This window comes from Synechocystis sp. PCC 7509 (assembly GCF_000332075.2).
GTDB lineage: Bacteria > Cyanobacteriota > Cyanobacteriia > Cyanobacteriales > Chroococcidiopsidaceae > Aliterella.
Window position 1 is genome coordinate 2,488,619 of record NZ_ALVU02000001.1, and the last position, 18,810, is coordinate 2,507,428.

Below are 18,810 nucleotides of genomic sequence, written 5' to 3' on the forward strand. Positions count from 1 at the left end.
TTAACATTTTTGCAGCAATTAGCGCGGGTCAAATCTCTAGCAACTACTAGCTAAAAATTTCCTATCCTAGTCTAATACCCTCAATTAGCTTTTTTGAACTCCTCAATCAATCTGCACTTAAAGCGCGATCGCATTTCTCCTTTCTCTTCATCGATGCCTTTGACGGCAAAGTTTTTTGTTAAGAAATGTTGCAATATTTCTCCAGCTTCCGAAAAAAAAAGCTGTGCTTCTGAGTAATAGCTTGTAACCAAAATCTTAAGTTGGAAATCTGCGGTTACAGATAAATCAGCTATTTTATAGCGAGTCTTTTGATCGTTTTGTTGTTCTTGTCCTTTGATATTTAGGAATAAGTCATGCCACTAAGTCTTAACAGTAATTTTGAACCAATCGACCAAAATCAACCAATTTATCAAGATTTTCTGGAGGATCTTCAGGGAAATATTCTCAATGGACATGGACGTGACCATGCAGTTCACATTTTTCTGAGCTTTAAACCAGAAAAGAAACCCGAAGTAAAAACATGGATTGCCAAGTTTGCGACGACCAAAATTACTTCAGCAAAAAGTCAGTTAAACGCTTCCGAGGAATACAAAATCAGTAAAACTGATGCCGGATTATTTTATCACTTTGCCCTATCAGCATCGGGCTACAATTATCTGGAAGTGCCTAAAAGCAAGCAGCCTCATGGCTCTAAACTTCAAAACCGCCCCGACACAGTACCGTCTCCCACTGGAGAACCTGCACCATTTTATGCCGACAGCTTTCAAAAGGGGATGAAAAGCCGCCAGGAAGTGCTTTTAGATCCATCGGTTGACACCTGGGACGATGGATTTAAAAACCCTATTGATGCGGTGATTATTTTAGCGGCGGACAGTCCAGCAGATTTAGCTAACGCGCAACTAGAAATTAGTAAAGAGTTAGCAGACATTGGAGCGATCGCAACTATCGAAACTGGATTGACCCTGCGGCGCAAGTTTGAGACTACAGTAAATGGCACGGATATTCAAAAACAATTTGGCAATGTCGTCGAGCATTTTGGCTACGCCGATGGTGTAAGCCAACCCGCCTTTTTGAAAAAGCAGCTTGAAGGAGTCAGCAAGAAATACTGGCAAAATCCTGGAGCGCCGCTTAAACTGGTGTTGATTGACGATCCCAATGGTACGCCATCGGTAAGTTTTGGTAGCTTTTTAGTTTTCCGCAAACTCGAACAAAATGTCAAAGGGTTTAAGACCGCCGAAGCCAAACTCGCCCTTAGTCTAGGCTTACCAAAGGAACTAGGCGGAGCAATGGCTGTCGGGCGTTATGAAGATGGGACACCTCTAGTTTTGCAACCCGGTGATGGTGGTTGGGCAGAATCTACCAACCCCACTATTCCTAATGATTTCAACTATAGTGGCGATCCCGATGCTCTCAAATGTCCTTTCCATGCCCATATCCGCAAGAGCAATCCCCGATTAGAATCGGTAGGATCTTTTGCCGAAAGTAACGAAGTAGAACTGGGACATCGGATTGCTCGTCGGGGGATTACCTACGGCGGACCCTTAAGTACAAGCTCCGATCTTGAGGAGCTACCAACGGGCGGTGTAGGGCTACTATTTATGTGCTATCAGTCCGATATTTGGGAACAGTTTGAGTTTATTCAACGCTTGTGGTGCAATAATCCTAATTTTCTCGAACCAGGAAAATCTGACATTACCAGTACGCCAGCTAATCCCAACTACGACAAAACTGGGCTTGATGCCGTGATTGGACAACAGCAGGGCGAAAAGTTCGATCCAGTAATTGGTGAAGCACCGCGATCGCCCCAAAACTGGCCCAAAGAATGGGGAAAACCAACCCATAAGCCAACCATTGAACCAGAAAATCAATTTGGTCAATTTGTAACCCTCAAAGGTGGCGAATACTTCTTTTCTCCTTCAATTACATTTTTGAAAACCTTACCAAGTTTGACCTTTGAGGAAGAACCGTCAGAAATAGATTGTTGAAAATCAACAGATACTATTCTCCCAAGACGTAAACGAGAAAAAAATTTCACTTACAGCAATTTGCGCTTAGGTAAACTACTAGGCTTTACTTCAGCGCAAAGCGCTGTAACTTGGGGCTAAAAACTGCAAGGAGCTTTTTAAACACCTCTGAGATTAGGTCATAAATGCAACGAGTAAGGTTTTCGTATTCATTAGCAATTCCATAATCGCCTTGAAGGAGAAACAACTATGCCATTAAAAAAATTAGTTACATCTAACAATCCCAATCAAGACAATTCGGCAATTGGTGACATTCAGGAAAACACATTTTCTCGCGATGCTCTATCTAGATTTGTGTTTAACACTCTTGAAGAAGCTCAAAGTGCGGCTCTTGAAGGTTTTGATCTTATTGTGGTAGGAGCAGGTATGTATGGGGCTTATTGTGCAACCAAATTATTTAACTTCACAAAGAACCTACCTGGCTATCGTCCTCGGATCTTGGTACTTCAAGAAGGCCCCTTTTTAGTTCACGAACATTTCCAAAATCTGCCCAGAGGACTAGGTAGTTTATACGATATCCCCCTCGCGCCCCTACTTCCTGAAGGGCAATACAAGATTATTAACTCCGATGGTACGCCCGAAGGTCAAGGGGTGCAATTTGGGCGTGACTTTGCCGGAAAATTTCGTCCTCATCATCGCTGCGTTGGTGGAAAAGGACTATTTTGGGGTGGGTGGACACCCTCTTTAACTACCGCCGATTTAGATCAATGGCCCGCCGCCGTTTCAGCTTTTCTCAATAGTCCTGATGGTTACTCTTTTGTTAGTCAGGAAATTGGGGCAGATTACGATATCGATCGCGATGGCAAAGAAAAAGATTTTATCTATGGAACTTTGTACGAGTCTTTGTTAAAGCGTAGCCGTACAGTAGTCCCCTTTAGTTTAGCTAGTGAAAAATACTCTATAGATCGGGTGCTACAACCACCGATCGCCGTGAAAGTTGAAGCCGAATTATCGGGAATGTTTAGCCCAGATAAATATAGCAGTTTGCCGGGCTTAATTGAGGCTGTTCGTGAGGATATTGGTTTAGCCGCAGGAAGCGATCGCAATCGACGGCTTTTTGTTGTCCCCAATGTCAAGGTACTAAACTTTGTTACTCAAGATGCGGTAGTGCGAGGAGTACGAGTTGCCGTTAACGATCCCGTCGGACAAGGGGAAGTTGTGTGGAATAACCCTTTGCCTGTATCGGAGCAAGGGATGGTAGTTTTGGCGGCTAACTGCATCAATTCAACTCGTTTGGCTCGCAACTCCTTTCCACGTCCGGCAATTATCACCCCTGAGCGCATGGGAGCAAATCTCATGGTTCACATTCGCGGTAACTACCTCTGGCAAGTTCGCCGCACTATTCTTGAGGCTATCGATCCGACATTAGTTAATCAACTATTTGAGCAAGCAGCATTACAAGTTGAAGGAACAGCCGTTGACTTAGGTAATGGCACTACGGGGCGTTTTCACTTCCAATTTTACGCCGCCCCGAATGCTGGCGGTAATGCGGAAGAATATCTTTATCAAATGATGCCCGATCGCGATGACCTCATTGAAACGATTGAAAAACTTAGAGGAGTAACAGACGATCTTGAATGGGTTACTTTTGGTATCCGTACTTGTGGAGAAGATTTTGGCGATCGCAATGCGCCCGTAGAATTTGGTCTAAGTAGTTCTCGTAGCCCCAATACAAGTTGGATGGATACAAGTCCCTTAGCTCAAGATCAATATGGCATTCCTCAAGGTTTTGTGCAACTTGTGGAAACTCAACAAGCATTAAATCTTCGCCAAGCGCAACGGGCGGCAGCTTTTCAGTTTATTGCGCGTTTAGTAAATGTCTCTGTGGCAGAAGTTGGCAATAGTGACAGTAATCCAGACGATCCTAATCTTAAAGTTCGTTTAGTCTCGGCTGTTGAGGATGGGCTAGGGACAACTTACCACGAGTGCGGCACTCTCTGGATGGGCGACGATCCTGAAACATCTGTAACTGATGCTAATGGGCGTTTTCACCATGTTGCCAATGCTTACTGTGTCGATCAAGCTTTATTTACAACGGCGGGTTCAGCTAATCCAGTTCCTACAGGGTTGGGACTTGCCCGAAAAGTTGCCCGCAGTATTACAAAGCGTTATCAAGAAGAACTACCTTTTGCTGATGACGATGCTGGTTTTCTAAATTTATTTAATGGTAGCTTTGCCGGAATGTGGCGCACGGCTGGAACTGCAAATTTTCAAGCCATCACTTTACCAGGTCAACCGCCCATAATTGAGGCAGGACTTGCAGGAGTAGATAGCGGACTGGGAATACTATACTATACGCCCAAGCAGTTCAAGAATTTTGTCCTGCGCCTAGAATGGAAAGCATTTTCGATTGATGCCAATTCCGGCATTTTTCTTCGCATTCCTAACCCCGATGGAGTTGCTCTCGATAATAATTTTTATGCCGCCTGTACTGAAATCCAGATAGACGAAACTGGCAAAAATTTCTTAGCTAGCCGCTCTCCACAATCAGTATTTGGTGGATTTCTAGAAAAAACTGGGGCTATTTATCAACTAGCGCCAGCAACTCAGGGAATGAGTAAAGCTATTCGACCAAGATTTTCCGCCGAGGGAGCATGGAATGTCTACGAAATAACTGTACAAGATACAGCGATCGCCGTGGCTTTAAATGGTGTTGAAGTTTCTCGCACAAATATTGCTCCTCCTTTGCAAACTGAAGGATATTTAGCAATTCAATGTCACACCCAAATCGTTCAGTTCCGCAATATTCGCATCAAGGAGCTACCTTAAAACAAATCTTTTTATCATTCGTCAGCTATTGCGGCAATAGCTGACGAGTTGCTACAACTGCGATTGGAAAAACAACACTACGCGCCCTAATACTCGCTTCCAAAGCGATCGCTTACTCCAATCCTTTTTATTTATTTGCTTGCACCTTGAAAAGCCTGTAATAAATAGGTTTTCGATATGTTTTACTAATTCTGGCTGGGCGGTGGAAATATCAAGCTCATCATTATGGAAAAAGCTGCGGGGGTCAAAATTCGCGCTTCCGGTACTAATCCAACAATCATCAAGTAACAAGGCTTTGGCGTGCATCATACTGGGTTGATATTCATTTATTTCAATTCCAGCAGCTAATAAATCGCCGTAGAGTTCGCAGGAGGCGTAATAAACAAACTTTTTGTCACACTGAGAGCCATTAGTTAAGATGCGAACTTCTACCCCTTTTTTCTTGGCAATAATTAAAGAGGCTCTTAAATTGCCGTCGGGTAAAAAGTACGGGCTAGAAATCCAGATTCTTTTTTTAGCAGCGTGAATACTGGTTAAAAATAGAGCTTTTACCGATGAAGAACGATAAGAAGGGTCATCCCCCGCCGTTACCATCATTACCGGATCGTCTGTAGGTTGGGGATTAAAGGCTTTTATATTGAGATCCGCAGTCCCATGAACATACGTCCAATGCTGCATAAACATACCTTGCAAGGCGGCGACAATTTCCCCGGTAAAACTCATCTCAAAATCGTACCAAGCCCCAGTGTCTTTAATATTGTCTACTCCATCCCAAAAATCTGAAATCCCAGCGCCGCCAATCAAAGCTTTTTTGCCGTCAATTACTAATAGTTTCCAGTGAGTGCGGGCAAAATAATCAATCGGTGCTTTCCAATTAAATTTATTGAAAAACCGGATATCTACCCCGCAAGCTTTTAATCTCTTCCAATAACGTTTTGAGAGCTTCTTTGAGCCGTGATGGTCGATAATCATCAATACTTCGATTCCAGCAGAAGCGCGATCGCATATAGCGTCTGCAAACTCTGTCGCCCGCCTTCCTGGAGTCATGAAAAATGTTTCAAAATGAATGCTGTGTTGGGCTTCCTTAATCGCTGCAATCCTAGCGGCGTAAATATTTTCAGCTTCAACCCAATGCTCGGTACATTTGCCTGTTGTAAATACAGAGTTTGACAACGTTGCCAAAGCTAGGGGAAAACGGGGATCGTCGGGATTGGGAACATTAATTAATTTGTATTCAATGCGATCGCGAAAGGTTCCCCGAAAGTATAAAACAAATACTATTACAGCAATAGCGGCGAGAATAACCCCGCCGCTCCACCACAGCACCATGAAAATATTTAGCATAGCTACACCTCTATATTTTAGGATAGAGGCGATCGGCAACTTTATCAGTCTGCTTTATAGCTAGGTTTAAATATCCGAACCAGCTTTTGCTTCTGCACCCATTGGTCCGACATAATCACGGAACAAAGTTATTTGTTGCTGAAATTCCATGCCTTTAATTTTGCCAAATAATTCTTCAGCTTGAGCGGAAATTTTGTAATTTGAAGGCATAGGAATGATTTCGCCGCTATCCATTCCTTGAGATAAACGATACCAAAATAATAGCTTGGTGGTATCGCTCATCGAGCCATACATCCGGGTGTATTGATTATCCGCATTATTAATCAAGTCTCGCTGTAGCTGCAATTGCTCTTCATGAGACAATTCTTTGACTTGATTAAATAAGCCTTCTGCGATATCTGTTCCTACGGTACTCGCACCAGGTGCAGCCGGAGTAATTGAATGACCCATTTCTTTATAAATAAAGTAGAACAATGCTAGTTGGTCGTCTACTTCCAAGCTTTGAAATGATTGAACAGCTTGCTTAATATCTGGATCGTTAGTTTGAGTAAATGTCATAGTAACCTCTGCTTAATTGAATAACTACAGTCTTTTTCAAATTGATTGAAAAAACTATACTGTGTTGGATTTAATACTTAGAAAATGTCTAAAATGACAACTTCCTATGAAGGTTAACAAAGGCAGAAACGACTATTAAACCCACTATAGACAGAGGTATATAACCTAACTCAAGATAGAGGTAGCGATCGCGTCGTTTATCAACAGCAAAATAAATAATCTGAATTTCCATTGGTATTTTTTTATGATTTAGCCCAGCAAATTATCTCAAAACTTCTAATTTCTTTACGAATACTGGACGATCGCGTTACTCTTAGCGCATATTGTATGCGTCCCCCTAAAGAAGTAAATCAACTTGTGAAAACTGAAATTCGCTACAAACCAGCGTTTGCGACGATTTTTTTGACTCTCAACCCTGGCGAAACTATCACGGCGGAAGCTGGGGCTATGACTAGCATGGATTCGCAATTATCAATGCGAACCGAGTTTTCGGGTGGGTTAATACCGGGACTATTAAAAAAGTTTTTTGGTGGCGAGTCTTTGTTTGTGAATGTTTTTACCAATCAAACTAAAGATCCACTGAAGTTAACTTTAACTCAATCTACGATTGGCGATATTGACAGAATCGATCTAAATAACAGTGAAATTTGCTTTCAACCTGGGGCTTATATTGCTCATACTCCGGGGATAAATATGGGAGTGCAATGGGCAGGATTTGCTAGTTTTTTTGCTGGAGAAGGACTATTTAAACTGCGACTAAGCGGTAAAGGTAGAGTTTTTTTTGGTGCTTATGGTGGAATTACCAAAAAACGCATTAGTAACGAGTTTATAGTTGATAGCGGTCATTTAGTCGCCTACGAACCACAAATTAAAATGAGCATTAAGCTTGCCGGCGGTTTGTGGGGTTCGGTTACGTCTGGTGAAGGAATAGTAAATAGACTTTCTGGACAAGGGGAAATATATCTACAATCTCGTAGCGTTGATGGGTTAGTTAGATATTTACGTCCCAAACTTCGCTAGAAAAAATATTTATTAGTAAAAATTGCTGGATTTAAAGACGATGAATGTAGAAATTGTACATCAACCAGATAGCGCGATCGCCCATGTAACCCTAGAATCTGGTGAAGAATTAGTAGCCGAAGCTGGGTGCATGATTGCCATGAGCGGTTATATCAATGCTAGTACCACTTTACGGCAAGGTAAAGGGGGCGGAATTTTAGGCGGACTTAAGCGTTTAGTTGCCGGAGAATCGCTATTTTTAAGTGTATTTCGTTCGCCTACTTCTGGCGGCGAGGTATTTCTTGCACCTAAATTCATGGGTGATATTTTACTGTACAAAGTAGTAGGAATGGGGTTAGTTGTCCAATCAACTTCTTACCTCGCTAGTGAATCAAACGTCGATATTGAGCTAGGTTTTCAAGGCTTTAAATCAGTATTTTCTGGAGAGTCAGTTTTTTGGCTAAATATTACTGGTAACGGCTACGTTATTTTGAGTTCTTTCGGCGCAATCTATGAAATAAATGTTGATGGCGAATACATTGTAGACACGGGACATATTGTTGCTTTTGAGAAAAGTTTAAGCTTTGAAATTACTAAAGCAGGTTCTAGTTGGATGGGAGCTTTTTTAGGTGGAGAAGGCTTAGTTTGCAAGTTCAAAGGACAGGGGAAAATCTATTGTCAAAGTCATAATGGTGGGGCCTTTGGTCGGGAAATTGGCTCAAAATTGCCAGCTAGATAAAACAAAGTATTTGGAAATAAAAAAATGACTGTTAAAAATAATGAGATTGCTTACGAAATTACTCATGCGCCCGCTTACGCTTCCTTAAAGTTGTGCTTGCAACCAAATCAAACCGTATTTGTGGAATCGGGGGGAATGGCAGCAATGGATACTTGGATAAAAATGCAATCTAAGGTACAAGGCGGGCTGATGAAGGGCTTGGGGCGAATGTTAGGGGGTGAATCGTTATTTATCAGCGAATTTACTGCCGTTGGGAAAGCGGGAGATTTATATATATCTCCAGGAGTACCGGGAGATATTCAGCATTACTATATCGACGGTAGTACAGGGTTAATGATTCAATCTTCGGGGTTTGTGGCTTGTAGCACCACCGTAGAAATCGATACTAAGTTTCAAGGATTTAAAGGCTTTTTTAGTGGCGAATCCTTGTTTTTAATTAAAACCACTGGACGAGGTGATATTTGGTTTAGCTCTTATGGAGCAATTATTGAAATTCCCGTCGCTGGCGATTATGTAGTCGATACGGGTTACATTGTGGCGTTTGAAGATACTTTAAACTACAGTGTTGAGGCTTTGGGCGGACTATCTTTTAGAGGGCTAAGAACGGGCATTTTAGGCGGAGAAGGGCTAGTTTGTCGGTTTCGAGGAGAAGGGCGATTATGGGTACAATCTCGTAATCTCTATACTTTAATTAACTTTTTAAATCCCTTCCGTCCTACGAAAGATTAAACAGCGATTATGTCCTCAGCAAATTACAGTAGTCGCAACCAGCCTCCTAGCAATCGTCAGTTATTAATTTTATTGGGCATTTTTGCCGGATTTACCATCGGGATTATTTGGTTAATTGGTTGGATTGCAAGTAGCATAGTCTGGCTAATTCCCCCCAGTGTAGAACAACAGTTAGGGGCGGTAATAGTTCCCGTCTACGATCGCCTAGCACCCCCATCACCCGCCCAAACTACCCTAAACCAACTATTAGACCGCTTAGAGGCACAGTTGCCCCCCCAGCAGCGCCAAAATAGAGATTATCAGGTGCTGTACATTCCTGACGATACCGTTAATGCTTTAGCAATTCCTGGCGATCGCATTATTATTTATGCTGGCTTAGTCAAACAGGCACAATCAGAAAACGAATTAATGATGGTATTGGGGCATGAATTGGGACATTTTGCCAACAGAGATCATTTACGCAGCTTAGGACGGGCGGTAATTGTCCAACTTGCGATCGCTTATTTTATTGGTGATGTTGGCTCGATTGGCTCTATAGCCGTCTCTGGAATTGAAACCATCAGCAATGCTCAATACTCCCAATCCCAAGAAACTCAAGCCGACGAAGTTGGTTTAACTTTATTACAACAAACCTACGGTCATGTCGCCGGAGCAACAGATTTTTTTGCGAGAATGAGTGAAAAACAAGCATTAGATATAGATTTTTTGGCAACCCATCCCGCACCAGCGAGGCGGGTTAAAGAGATCCAGCAATTAATCAAACAGCGCAACTATAAAATAGAACAAAAGTTACCTTTACCGCCTACTTTGTCCTAAATTACGGCTCTTTTTGCGGATATACCCAGTCGTTAAACAACTCTTGAATGTATTGCGGTTGCTGACTAACAACAGCTTGGTAATCTTCCCGCACTGGAACGTTATAACTTGCAGTGCGGCGAGCAATTTTTGGCATCCAAGTTGTGTGTACTGTAAAGCCAAAATTCATTTGCGGATGGTAAAGCTTGCAGACTGCACCGCCACTGAGATTTTTTGCGTCAAAAATCCAGATTTCTTTACCTGTTTCAGTGTCGTTATCTGGTTCGTGGTACACAGTACAGACAATATAACCATCGGTTGAACCTTCTTTACCAGCAATGGGGACAAACTGCGGCGATGTCCCGAAGTATCCCGCCTCAAACTCATACACATCTTGAATTTGCAAGCGATTTTGACCTTCTACAATGCTGTCAATAGGTGCAATGTGTAGCCGCAAAACATTAGCTTTTATACCTTGTTGGGTCAGTTTGCGAATTTCATCAACGGGTATGGCTCGATATTTATACTTACCATACATATCAATGCTATGTTCGCTTAATAATTCTTCCCACGCACCCAAACAACTCCAATAAATGTTTTCTAGTCTCCCCGATGGCGGATTTTCCTGATAGGCATACAATTCAGGGCCCCAAGTGTAAGCAGAATAACTGTCATCATCGCCACTTACTGGCGTAATATCTCCTCTAATTATTTTGCCTTTCTCTGCATCAATTACATAACATCCCAAACGGCTGATATCCATTGCGCCGATAATGACTCCATACAGCCGTTGCCAGCTATTATTGCTGTCATCTTGCCAATCAATAGTACGCAGCCACTCGGCGGGATCCCAAGCGCACATATGGGCTATATGAATCGTGATTTGGCGATCGCTTGATTTGTAATCGACTAAAAAATGGGCAGTTTCGCGGGGAATTACAACTTTACGCGCCACAACACGCTTATTTTCTGGCGTTAAATCGGCGCGACGAACGATATAAATGTTGTTATCTGGTAGTTGTGGCGTATCTATTAAGTTTCTGATAACTCTTTCTACATCTACAGATTTTTTACTACAGCAGTTCTCAGTTGGGTGAAACATAGCAACAGCAATGGGTGAACCAGCCAATAATGTCTTGGAGTGTCACCGCAGCGAGAGCATCGGTAATTGCTTGGTCTAACTGAGCATAGGTTCGTGCCGCTCTGGCACGCAGAAACTCTTTGACTTTTGACCAACAGTTTTCAATTGGTGAAAAATCTGGCGAATAGGGGGATAAATAAATGACTGTTGCGCCTACCGATTCAATTGCCTCACGGATACCATTAACTTTGTGGGCGGGCAAATTATCCATAACTACACACGCGCCTGTCCAGAGATTAGGCACTAATACCTGAGTCACATAGGTCTTGAATGCTAGAGCATCAGTTGCACCGGGAAAAGTAATTTCACCTACCAGCCCCCGTAGCGCCATTGCACCAATCAATGTTACATTTTGTCCGCGCCCGTAAGGAGCGTGGTTATAGGCGCGGCTGCCTCGGACAGAACGGGCATAACGCCGTGTCATTGCTAAGTTGGAGCCTGTCTCATCTACAAACACCAAATCCTCCAAGTTGACTGCTCCAATTTCATGCCAATATTCTACCCGCAACTGTTGTACTCGTTCGCTGTCTCGCTCCGTTGCGCGCAGAGTTTTTTTTTCTGGTAAGTTTGAGCTTTTGGACGTATCGTCCCATCGTAGCTCGACTGATCCTTACTCCAACACGTTGCTCCAGTTGGTCGCATAACTCTACCAAAATGGCATCATTATTTTCGTCTACTAAATCAGCTACTACCGCCTCTTGTTCGGGGCTAAGTTTAGCTACTTGACCTCCTCCATGCGCTCTGGGTTCAACGGTTCCATCGGTGCGATAACGCTTTAATAAATTCTCAATAAATGTCAAACTGACCCGAAACCTTCTTGCCAACTGCCTCTGGGAACTCTCTTTTTGGTTATACGCATCAACTATTTTCTGACGCAGGTCTGTAGAGTATGCTTTCATTTGTCTTCCATTCCAGTTTCATCTTTAACTGTATCTTGCTCAATCAAGAACTGCTGTATCTTCGGCAGGTAAAAGCTCCTCAATTAAAAACTTAAAAGCCGTATCCATCAACACTATATAGTCTTCAGTAATGCCAATTTGGTGCATACTTTGCCTAATCTTAATCGGGCAACCTGTAGGGTGTACTACTTCCCACTTTTGCAGGCGACTTTTACCATCCCAACGGATCACATAAACAAAGTTGGTAAATATATTAAATATTTGCAGTAAATAGTGCAGAAACTGAACGATTTTTTTAAAACCATTGCCTAGTTTTGTCCAAAGGCTTGTAGGAGAAGGCGGCGAAGTAAAAACTTTGCGTAACTTACTAGGTTCTCGTAATACTTTAATAATCGCCAAAAACCCATAAATTAAGGGGCGCAATTGCGAAATAAAAGAAGTTAACGATCGCCCGCTATTGACGGTAAACATCTCTTTAGTATTGACATCAAAACACGGATGAGCCGAGCTTTGAATTAATTTAAACGGAAAAGGTGGCAAAAAAGGAATATCTGCAAGTACCGGATTTATCGCCCGCCATTCATCATTCCAACCTACGGGAGTAACAAGTTCTAAGGTTTGCAGATCGATTTCGTAAGGTCGCCCAATATCCCATGTTACCAATAAGCGATCGCCTCCTTCGCCAAAATTCATCGGCAAAAAGGCTGTATTTAACTGGTTGCGAACTCCTAATTTTCCCGACATTCGCGTAATTCCACGATTATCAAACTTACAATCACTAGCAACTTGACTTGTCGCCACATCTGCGTAATAACAGGGTGCTTTAGCTATTCGAGTTGTTAGCTTTACCTGAAAAGGGCGATCAAAATCTAGCCGATAAATCATCCCATCGCCGTTAAACAACGGTGTAAAACCATCACTAGAGGGATTGACAATATCGGAATTTGGGCAACCTTTTGAGTTGTAAGACCCCACTGGCCCCACAATAAATACATGACCACTGATATCTGCGGGTAATGAACCAGATTTAACTATTAATTCTAGGGGTGGTTTAGCATCAAGATTATCTTCTTTTAGCCCAAACTCCTCTCTACTAACCGATAGTATTGAACGCGGAAAAGGTTTATTTTTATTTTCTAGTTCTGAAATCACTTAAATTAATGCTCCTAATTTGATGTTTCTTCTAGCAGATAAGCGGGAAGCAGCTTTTTAGCAACGGCGCGATTTCTCCCCTGTTTTTTAGCTTCGTAAAGTCCTTTATCAGCTACCGCAAACAATACTTCTGGGGCGTATTCTGAACTAGGAATTGTACTAGCAATCCCGATGCTTAAGGTTATATACTCACTCACCGCAGATGTATTATGAACAACTTTGCTTTGTTGGATTTCCTCAGCTATATTTTCAGCTACGGCGATCGCACCCAGTTCATCAGTATGGGGCAAAACTACCGCAAATTCTTCACCGCCGTACCTTGCTACTAAGTCGGCGGGACGCTTAATAGCGCGGCTAATGGCTTTAGCAACAACACGCAGACACTCATCTCCAGCTTGATGACCGTAAGTATCGTTATAGAGTTTAAAGTAGTCAATATCGCAGACAATCAACGCTAAAGTTTCATTTTCTCGCTCTAATCTTTGCCACTCCAAATTTAGGTACTCGTCAAACTGGCGGCGATTGGCAATTTGTGTCAATCCATCGGTGACGGCGAGGCGTTTTAAATCTTGATTAGCTTTTTGAATCGCCGCTTCAGCTTGTTTTCGTTCGGTAATATCGCGAAATGTTGCCGCAAACCCATCACCCAACTTAACAGCGACAATCTGAAACCAAGCTTGGATAGTGCCATCATCATAATAAAGTTCTTGTTCTTGAGGCTTAGTTGTTTCTACTACTCGAACATAAAAATCGAATAAGCCTGTATCTCGATTAGTAGGCATTTCTACAAGTAAATGCTTGCCAATTAATTCGTTGGCAGTACGTTTTACTATGTATTCGGCGGTAGGATTGACTAAAAGCCATTCAAAGTCGGTAATACTACCGCGATTATCTCTAATAGATTTGAATGCCATAATCCCATCAATGGAACTATCTAATACGCTCGAAAGTAGCAATTGAGAATGCTGTAACTCTTGGGTTCTCTCGATTACTTTTAATTCTAAGTTTCGTGAATAGTTTGCTTGTACTTCATACAATCTAGCATTGTCTATCGAAATTGCAGCTTGAGAACAAAGCACTTTTAAAACTGTTAATCTTTCTAAAGTAAATGCGCCATTTATCAAGTTATTTTCTAGGTAAAGAATGCCTCTAAGTTGATTTTGTGATTGAATTGGGACGCACAAAACAGATTTGATTTGATATTTTATAATATAAGGATCTTTAATAAATAATCCACTATCAGTAGCATCGTTTAGCAACACACTTTCTAAAGTTCTAGCGACGTAATTAATTATAGATTTCGGTAAACAGTCGCTATTTAAAACGGGTAATGATTGCCGGACTGCTACTATTTCAGAACTAATTGCTGCCGCTTCTATCAATAACTCCCCATCAGCCTCTAAAATTAAAGTTCCCGATTGCGCTCCAGCATTTTCTATAGCAATTTCAATCAGTTTAACTAATAATTGATCGAAAGCTATTTCACTGCTAATTGCTTGCGAAGCTTTAGTTACAGTAGCTAAGTCTAAAGATTCTGAACTTGCTACAGTAGACGTTTCTAATTCAAATTGATTAAGTAATATTTCTTGAACAGGTATTTGGAGCGATTTACTTATTAACTGGGGATATCGTGTCTTTAAGTCGGCTACTTTTGCCGTCGCACCCCATATTGTATAGTAATAAACAGCTTCGCGCATATAAGCTTTAGCGATCGCTTCTTTTTTTTGTTGTAAATAAAACTTAGCTGTCAGTTCCTGTGCTAAGGCTTCTTCATTAATATAGTTATTTATTTTTGCTTGGTCTACTGCGCGGTCGTAATACTCTATGGCTAAATCGTTTTGACCTTGAACGCGATAGATTTCGGCAGTTACTAAGTAAAATTTATGTAAATAATTTGTAGGTGAGTAATGCGCCCACTTCTCCAGCTTTTTTTGAGTAATCGTTACTTGTTTTAGCAGGCTTTGTTGCGATAATTTTCCTAAGCGATCGTATATTGCTAACTTTGCTAGAGATTCATAAAAATAAAATAATGTTTCAAACAATGACCCAATTACTCCATTCAAATATTCCCTTGCTAAATCGGCATTTTCCACCGCTAAAGCATCCTCTCCAAATAGGTAACAAAGAATTAGCTTATGAAAGTAAAAATAAAAAATTGTTGTCCGGTCGTTGGCTTGCTGATGCTGTAAAAACATTATGTCTTCATCGTAAGCCTCCCCTCTCAACTTACAAGGGTTTTCTGCTTGTCCTAACAAATTAAGAATTACTTGACGATAAAGTTTATTTTGATGAAGTGATATAGATTGACCTATTCTGTGCAAAACTTGGCTATATTTAACCATTTCTTTCTCTAGCGTTACCAAATCTTTACCACAAAAATAAGCATAGAAAGAGTAAGTATTTATTGCATAACCGCTATAGGCTAAATCTCCTACTTCCAAAGCTTTATAATGAAGTTCTAAAGCAGGTTTTAGAGTTTGATTTAGCGGATTTTCCCAATGATTGAGGTAGGCATAAATTACAACTTTTGTTTTAGGAGCAAGTTCAACAATATTCAATTTATTAATTAACTTTAGGGCGACTTGTCCCATTTTACAAGCGCCGCTAATATTTTTTGCTCTACTAACTAAAATTAGGGAATATTGAGCATAAGCGAAGGGAGAATTTAAGCTGTTTCCATAAACAAGTGATAATTTTACTTGTTCTATTATCAATATAAAAAACAATTTCGGATTAGTTATATAAGCAGCCGTTGATACCTTCGCTAAAATATTCATAGCTGCTATTTTATTAGGCTCGATCATTAATGGCAAAGCAATCAACTGTTCATTTTTTTTGAACGCCAAAATTATTCGCATTTTCCACAACGCCAACATTACTTGCAATTTATTAGGATATTCTGGCAAGTTTATACCTAGTAAATTCAATGCTTCTAAGGCTATTTGTATAGCGGCTTTAAATTCATTTTGGGCTTCAGCAGCTTGAATTAATACTTCATATATTTTTATTTTGTCGTTGAGCGATCGCGCTTGCTGCATAATTACCGCAGCCAAAGTTCTCATCTGCTCAAAATTGGTTGATAAATAAGCTATTTCTGCGGCTTCCAAATATAAGCTTAGTGTTAGCTCATAACAGGACTTCCAACTGCTTTTTGGTAACAAAATTAAACCAGTTTTTAAGTATTCGTAGGCTGGTTGATAAGCAGCCGTTGCTTTAGCTTTTTTTGCCGCTATCAAATTCAATCTAGCTATATCGATTTGCTGGGATTGCAAACTTATAAGTTTGCTTCCTAAGTTTAACTGATTAACAATATCAAATATTTTCTGTTCTAAGGCTTTAATTGAAGTGTGTTTTAATAGAAATTTACCTACTTGTAAATGTACTCTTGGTTTATCTTGCTCAGATATTAATGAATACGCGGATTGTCGAATTTTGTCATGAGAAAATTTATATTCGCACTCAATCCCTAAATGTTTTAATAAATCTGTGTCAACGATCTTACAAACCTTATCATCTAAAGAAAAAATCAACCCGACGGCGACTGCTTTAAGTAAATGATTGTTAGTTTCTAATAGTGTTTGATTAGCAACTATCGCTAACATCTCTCTTCCAAAAAGATTGCCGATTGCTGCTGCAATCTTTAACAAATTTTGTGTTGATAATGGTAGTTTTTGAATTTTGTTTACCATTAGTTCAACTACATTATCTGTAATATCCTGAGCTTGAATTTTATTAATATTCCATTGCCATTTTCCTATTTGATTGTCAAAAGACAAAAGGTTTTCTGTATAAAGTAAATATAAAAATTCATTAATAAAAAATGGATTTCCTTGGGTTTTTGTGTTAACTAATTGGGCTAAAGATAAACAGTCTGCCAGCGAACATTTAAAACTATCAGCAATTAAATGATTTATATCATTCAATGTTAAAGGAGATAAATTAATCAAACTTATACTTGCTATCTTTTCTTTAGTAATTTCATTAATTGTTAAATGTAGAGGGTGGGTGGCATTTATTTCATTAAAACGATAAGCTCCCACCAAAAATAAATAACTGTTATTACTTGTAGATAGGAGTAGTTTAATTAATTTTAATGAATCTAAGTCTGCCCACTGTAAATCATCTAAAAATAAAATTAATGGGGTTTCGTTAGTAAATATAGAAATAAAATTTTTGAATACTAAATTAAAACGATTGCTTGATTCTAGTGGTGGTAAATTGTTGATTGTTGGCTGTTCACCAATAATTTTTTTCAGATCAGGAATTTCATCAACAATTACCTGAGCATTATTTCCTAGAGCTGTAATTATTTTTGTTTTCCATGACTGCAATTGGACTTCACTTTCTGTCAAAAGCTGTTGGACTAAATCCCCAAAAGCGCTGACTATTGCACTATAAGGAATATTGCGCTGATATTGGTCAAACTTCCCGGTGATAAAATAGCCTTTATATCTCGTAATTGGTCGATAAAGAACTTGTACTAATGTAGTTTTACCAATTCCAGAATACCCAGAAACTAATACAATTTCACTTTGGTTTAGAGCAGTTTTTTGTTCTATTGCTGTCCCTAACTTTTCAAAAGCTGCGATTAAAGTTTTACTTTCGTTCTCTCGTCCATATAGCTTTTGAATAACTTGAAACTTATCGGATATATCCGCCGTGCAAAGAGGAAACATTTGAATTAAACCATTATCTTCTAATTGCTCCAAACATTTTTCTAAATCGGCTTTAATTCCTCCAGCACTTTGATATCGTTCTTCTGGGGTTTTTGCTAATAATTTCATCACTATAGATGACAATACTAAAGGAATTTCGGGCTGAAGTTTACGCGGTGGTTTTGGTGTTATCGCTAAATGACAATGAACTAATTCCATTGCATCTTTAGTATTAAATGGTAGTGAGTTGGTTAATAGTTGATAGAAGGTTACTCCAATTGAATAAAAGTCCGTGCGGTAATCCAAGGAGCGGCTCATTCTCCCGGTTTGCTCTGGAGATATATAAGATAAATCGGCTTCTAAATTATTGGGATTTTTAATTGTGTTGTTTTCGCTCGTTAAAACTGTAGCAATACCAAAATCAATTATCTTTATTTCTCCAGTTTGAGCGTTCAAAACTATATTAGCTGGATTGAGGTTTTTGTGAATTATATTTAAGCTATGAAGTTGCGCCAAAGCTTCTATAATCTTGATGGCAATTTTTAAAAAATTATTAATATTAAGCTGCTCTTTACTAAGCAGAGTTTTTAAAGATTCTCCTCCAAAATCTTCAAAGACTATTGCTAAAGTATTTCCACATTTTTCTATGCTATAAGCTTTGATAACTCCAGGAATATTTAAGGATTTTATAAGCTCATATTCCTGCTGATAACTAACAAGATTTTTTGGTAGGGGATAGTCAATCTTGAGGATTTTGAAAATAACCTCTTGGCGATCGCATTCTCGGATACCTTGATAAACTAAAGAGCGATCGCTTTCGTAGATTTTTGTTTTAACTGTAATCCCTGGAATCACTATCATAATTAGCAATGGTTTAAGTAGCTCAACTAATTTTAGTCAAACTTATACTTCTGAAGGTAGATGTAAAAACTATTAACTCACTATAACAAAGTTACTGCTAACGAAGGGGAAAGTTTAGTTAGTTCTTTGAAGATAAGCCAGCATA

14 protein-coding genes are annotated in these 18,810 nt (G+C 40.0%); 6 read left to right on the forward strand and 8 right to left on the reverse strand.

Annotated features, from left to right (window positions below; genetic code table 11):
• Positions 1-80: 80 nt before the first annotated feature.
• Positions 81-251, reverse strand: a complete 171-nt coding sequence (locus SYN7509_RS30135) for a hypothetical protein (protein ID WP_158506150.1) — start codon at positions 249-251, stop codon at positions 81-83.
• 102 nt (positions 252-353) lie between these two features.
• Between SYN7509_RS30135 and SYN7509_RS27650 the strand changes: the two genes are divergently transcribed.
• Together SYN7509_RS27650 and SYN7509_RS0212500 are read left to right on the forward strand one after the other, a co-directional pair.
• Positions 354-1,985, forward strand: a complete 1,632-nt coding sequence (locus SYN7509_RS27650; RefSeq protein WP_009632398.1) for a Dyp-type peroxidase — start codon at positions 354-356, stop codon at positions 1,983-1,985.
• 228 nt (positions 1,986-2,213) lie between these two features.
• Positions 2,214-4,793 (forward strand): 3-keto-alpha-glucoside-1,2-lyase-like domain-containing protein, encoded by a 2,580-nt coding sequence (locus SYN7509_RS0212500; protein WP_009632399.1) that lies wholly within the window; start codon positions 2,214-2,216, stop codon positions 4,791-4,793.
• A gap of 51 nt (positions 4,794-4,844) precedes the next feature.
• Here the strand turns inward: SYN7509_RS0212500 and SYN7509_RS0212505 are convergent, their stop codons facing one another.
• A complete protein-coding gene (locus SYN7509_RS0212505) occupies positions 4,845-6,137 on the reverse strand; it encodes a phospholipase D-like domain-containing protein (RefSeq protein ID WP_009632400.1) in 1,293 nt (430 codons plus the stop codon).
• A 66-nt stretch (positions 6,138-6,203) separates the two neighbouring features.
• Entirely contained in the window at positions 6,204-6,695 is a 492-nt protein-coding gene (locus tag SYN7509_RS0212510) for an orange carotenoid protein N-terminal domain-containing protein (RefSeq protein ID WP_009632401.1), read from the reverse strand.
• Between the two features lie 231 nt (positions 6,696-6,926).
• Here SYN7509_RS0212510 and SYN7509_RS0212515 point away from each other — a divergent pair, with 231 nt between their 5' ends.
• Genes SYN7509_RS0212515 through SYN7509_RS0212530 form a run of 4 tightly spaced genes read left to right on the forward strand, consistent with a single transcriptional unit; the run spans position 6,927 to position 9,978 of the window.
• Positions 6,927-7,715, forward strand: a complete 789-nt coding sequence (locus tag SYN7509_RS0212515; RefSeq protein ID WP_227501498.1) for a TIGR00266 family protein — start codon at positions 6,927-6,929, stop codon at positions 7,713-7,715.
• 40 nt (positions 7,716-7,755) lie between these two features.
• Positions 7,756-8,433, forward strand: a complete 678-nt coding sequence (locus tag SYN7509_RS0212520; protein ID WP_009632403.1) for a TIGR00266 family protein — start codon at positions 7,756-7,758, stop codon at positions 8,431-8,433.
• 24 nt (positions 8,434-8,457) lie between these two features.
• Entirely contained in the window at positions 8,458-9,162 is a 705-nt protein-coding gene (locus SYN7509_RS0212525) for a TIGR00266 family protein (RefSeq protein ID WP_009632404.1), read from the forward strand.
• Between the two features lie 9 nt (positions 9,163-9,171).
• Entirely contained in the window at positions 9,172-9,978 is an 807-nt protein-coding gene (locus SYN7509_RS0212530; protein ID WP_009632405.1) for a M48 family metallopeptidase, read from the forward strand.
• Between the two features lies 1 nt (position 9,979).
• On the opposite strand, the gene SYN7509_RS25845 is transcribed toward SYN7509_RS0212530, so the two are convergent.
• Genes SYN7509_RS25845 through SYN7509_RS25860 form a run of 5 tightly spaced genes read right to left on the reverse strand, consistent with a single transcriptional unit; the run spans position 9,980 to position 18,665 of the window.
• Entirely contained in the window at positions 9,980-11,059 is a 1,080-nt protein-coding gene (locus tag SYN7509_RS25845) for a carotenoid oxygenase family protein (protein WP_009632406.1), read from the reverse strand.
• Positions 11,043-11,606: an IS630 family transposase gene (locus SYN7509_RS0212540; protein ID WP_038022430.1), complete on the reverse strand. Its 564-nt coding sequence runs from the start codon at positions 11,604-11,606 to the stop codon at positions 11,043-11,045. Before SYN7509_RS0212540 ends, SYN7509_RS25845 begins: the two co-directional genes overlap by 17 nt.
• The gene (locus SYN7509_RS25850; RefSeq protein ID WP_051482582.1) at positions 11,584-11,997 is read right to left on the reverse strand and encodes a helix-turn-helix domain-containing protein; all 414 of its coding nucleotides are present in this window, start codon (positions 11,995-11,997) and stop codon (positions 11,584-11,586) included. The genes SYN7509_RS0212540 and SYN7509_RS25850 overlap by 23 nt, the downstream gene beginning before the upstream one ends.
• Before the next feature lie 39 nt (positions 11,998-12,036).
• Positions 12,037-13,149 carry a carotenoid oxygenase family protein gene (locus SYN7509_RS25855; RefSeq protein WP_009630646.1) on the reverse strand — a complete coding sequence of 371 codons (1,113 nt, stop codon included), beginning with the start codon at positions 13,147-13,149 and terminating at the stop codon, positions 12,037-12,039.
• A 14-nt stretch (positions 13,150-13,163) separates the two neighbouring features.
• Positions 13,164-18,665, reverse strand: coding sequence for a diguanylate cyclase domain-containing protein (locus SYN7509_RS25860; RefSeq protein ID WP_009630645.1), 5,502 nt, complete (start codon positions 18,663-18,665; stop codon positions 13,164-13,166).
• Between the last annotated feature and the right edge of the window lie 145 nt (positions 18,666-18,810).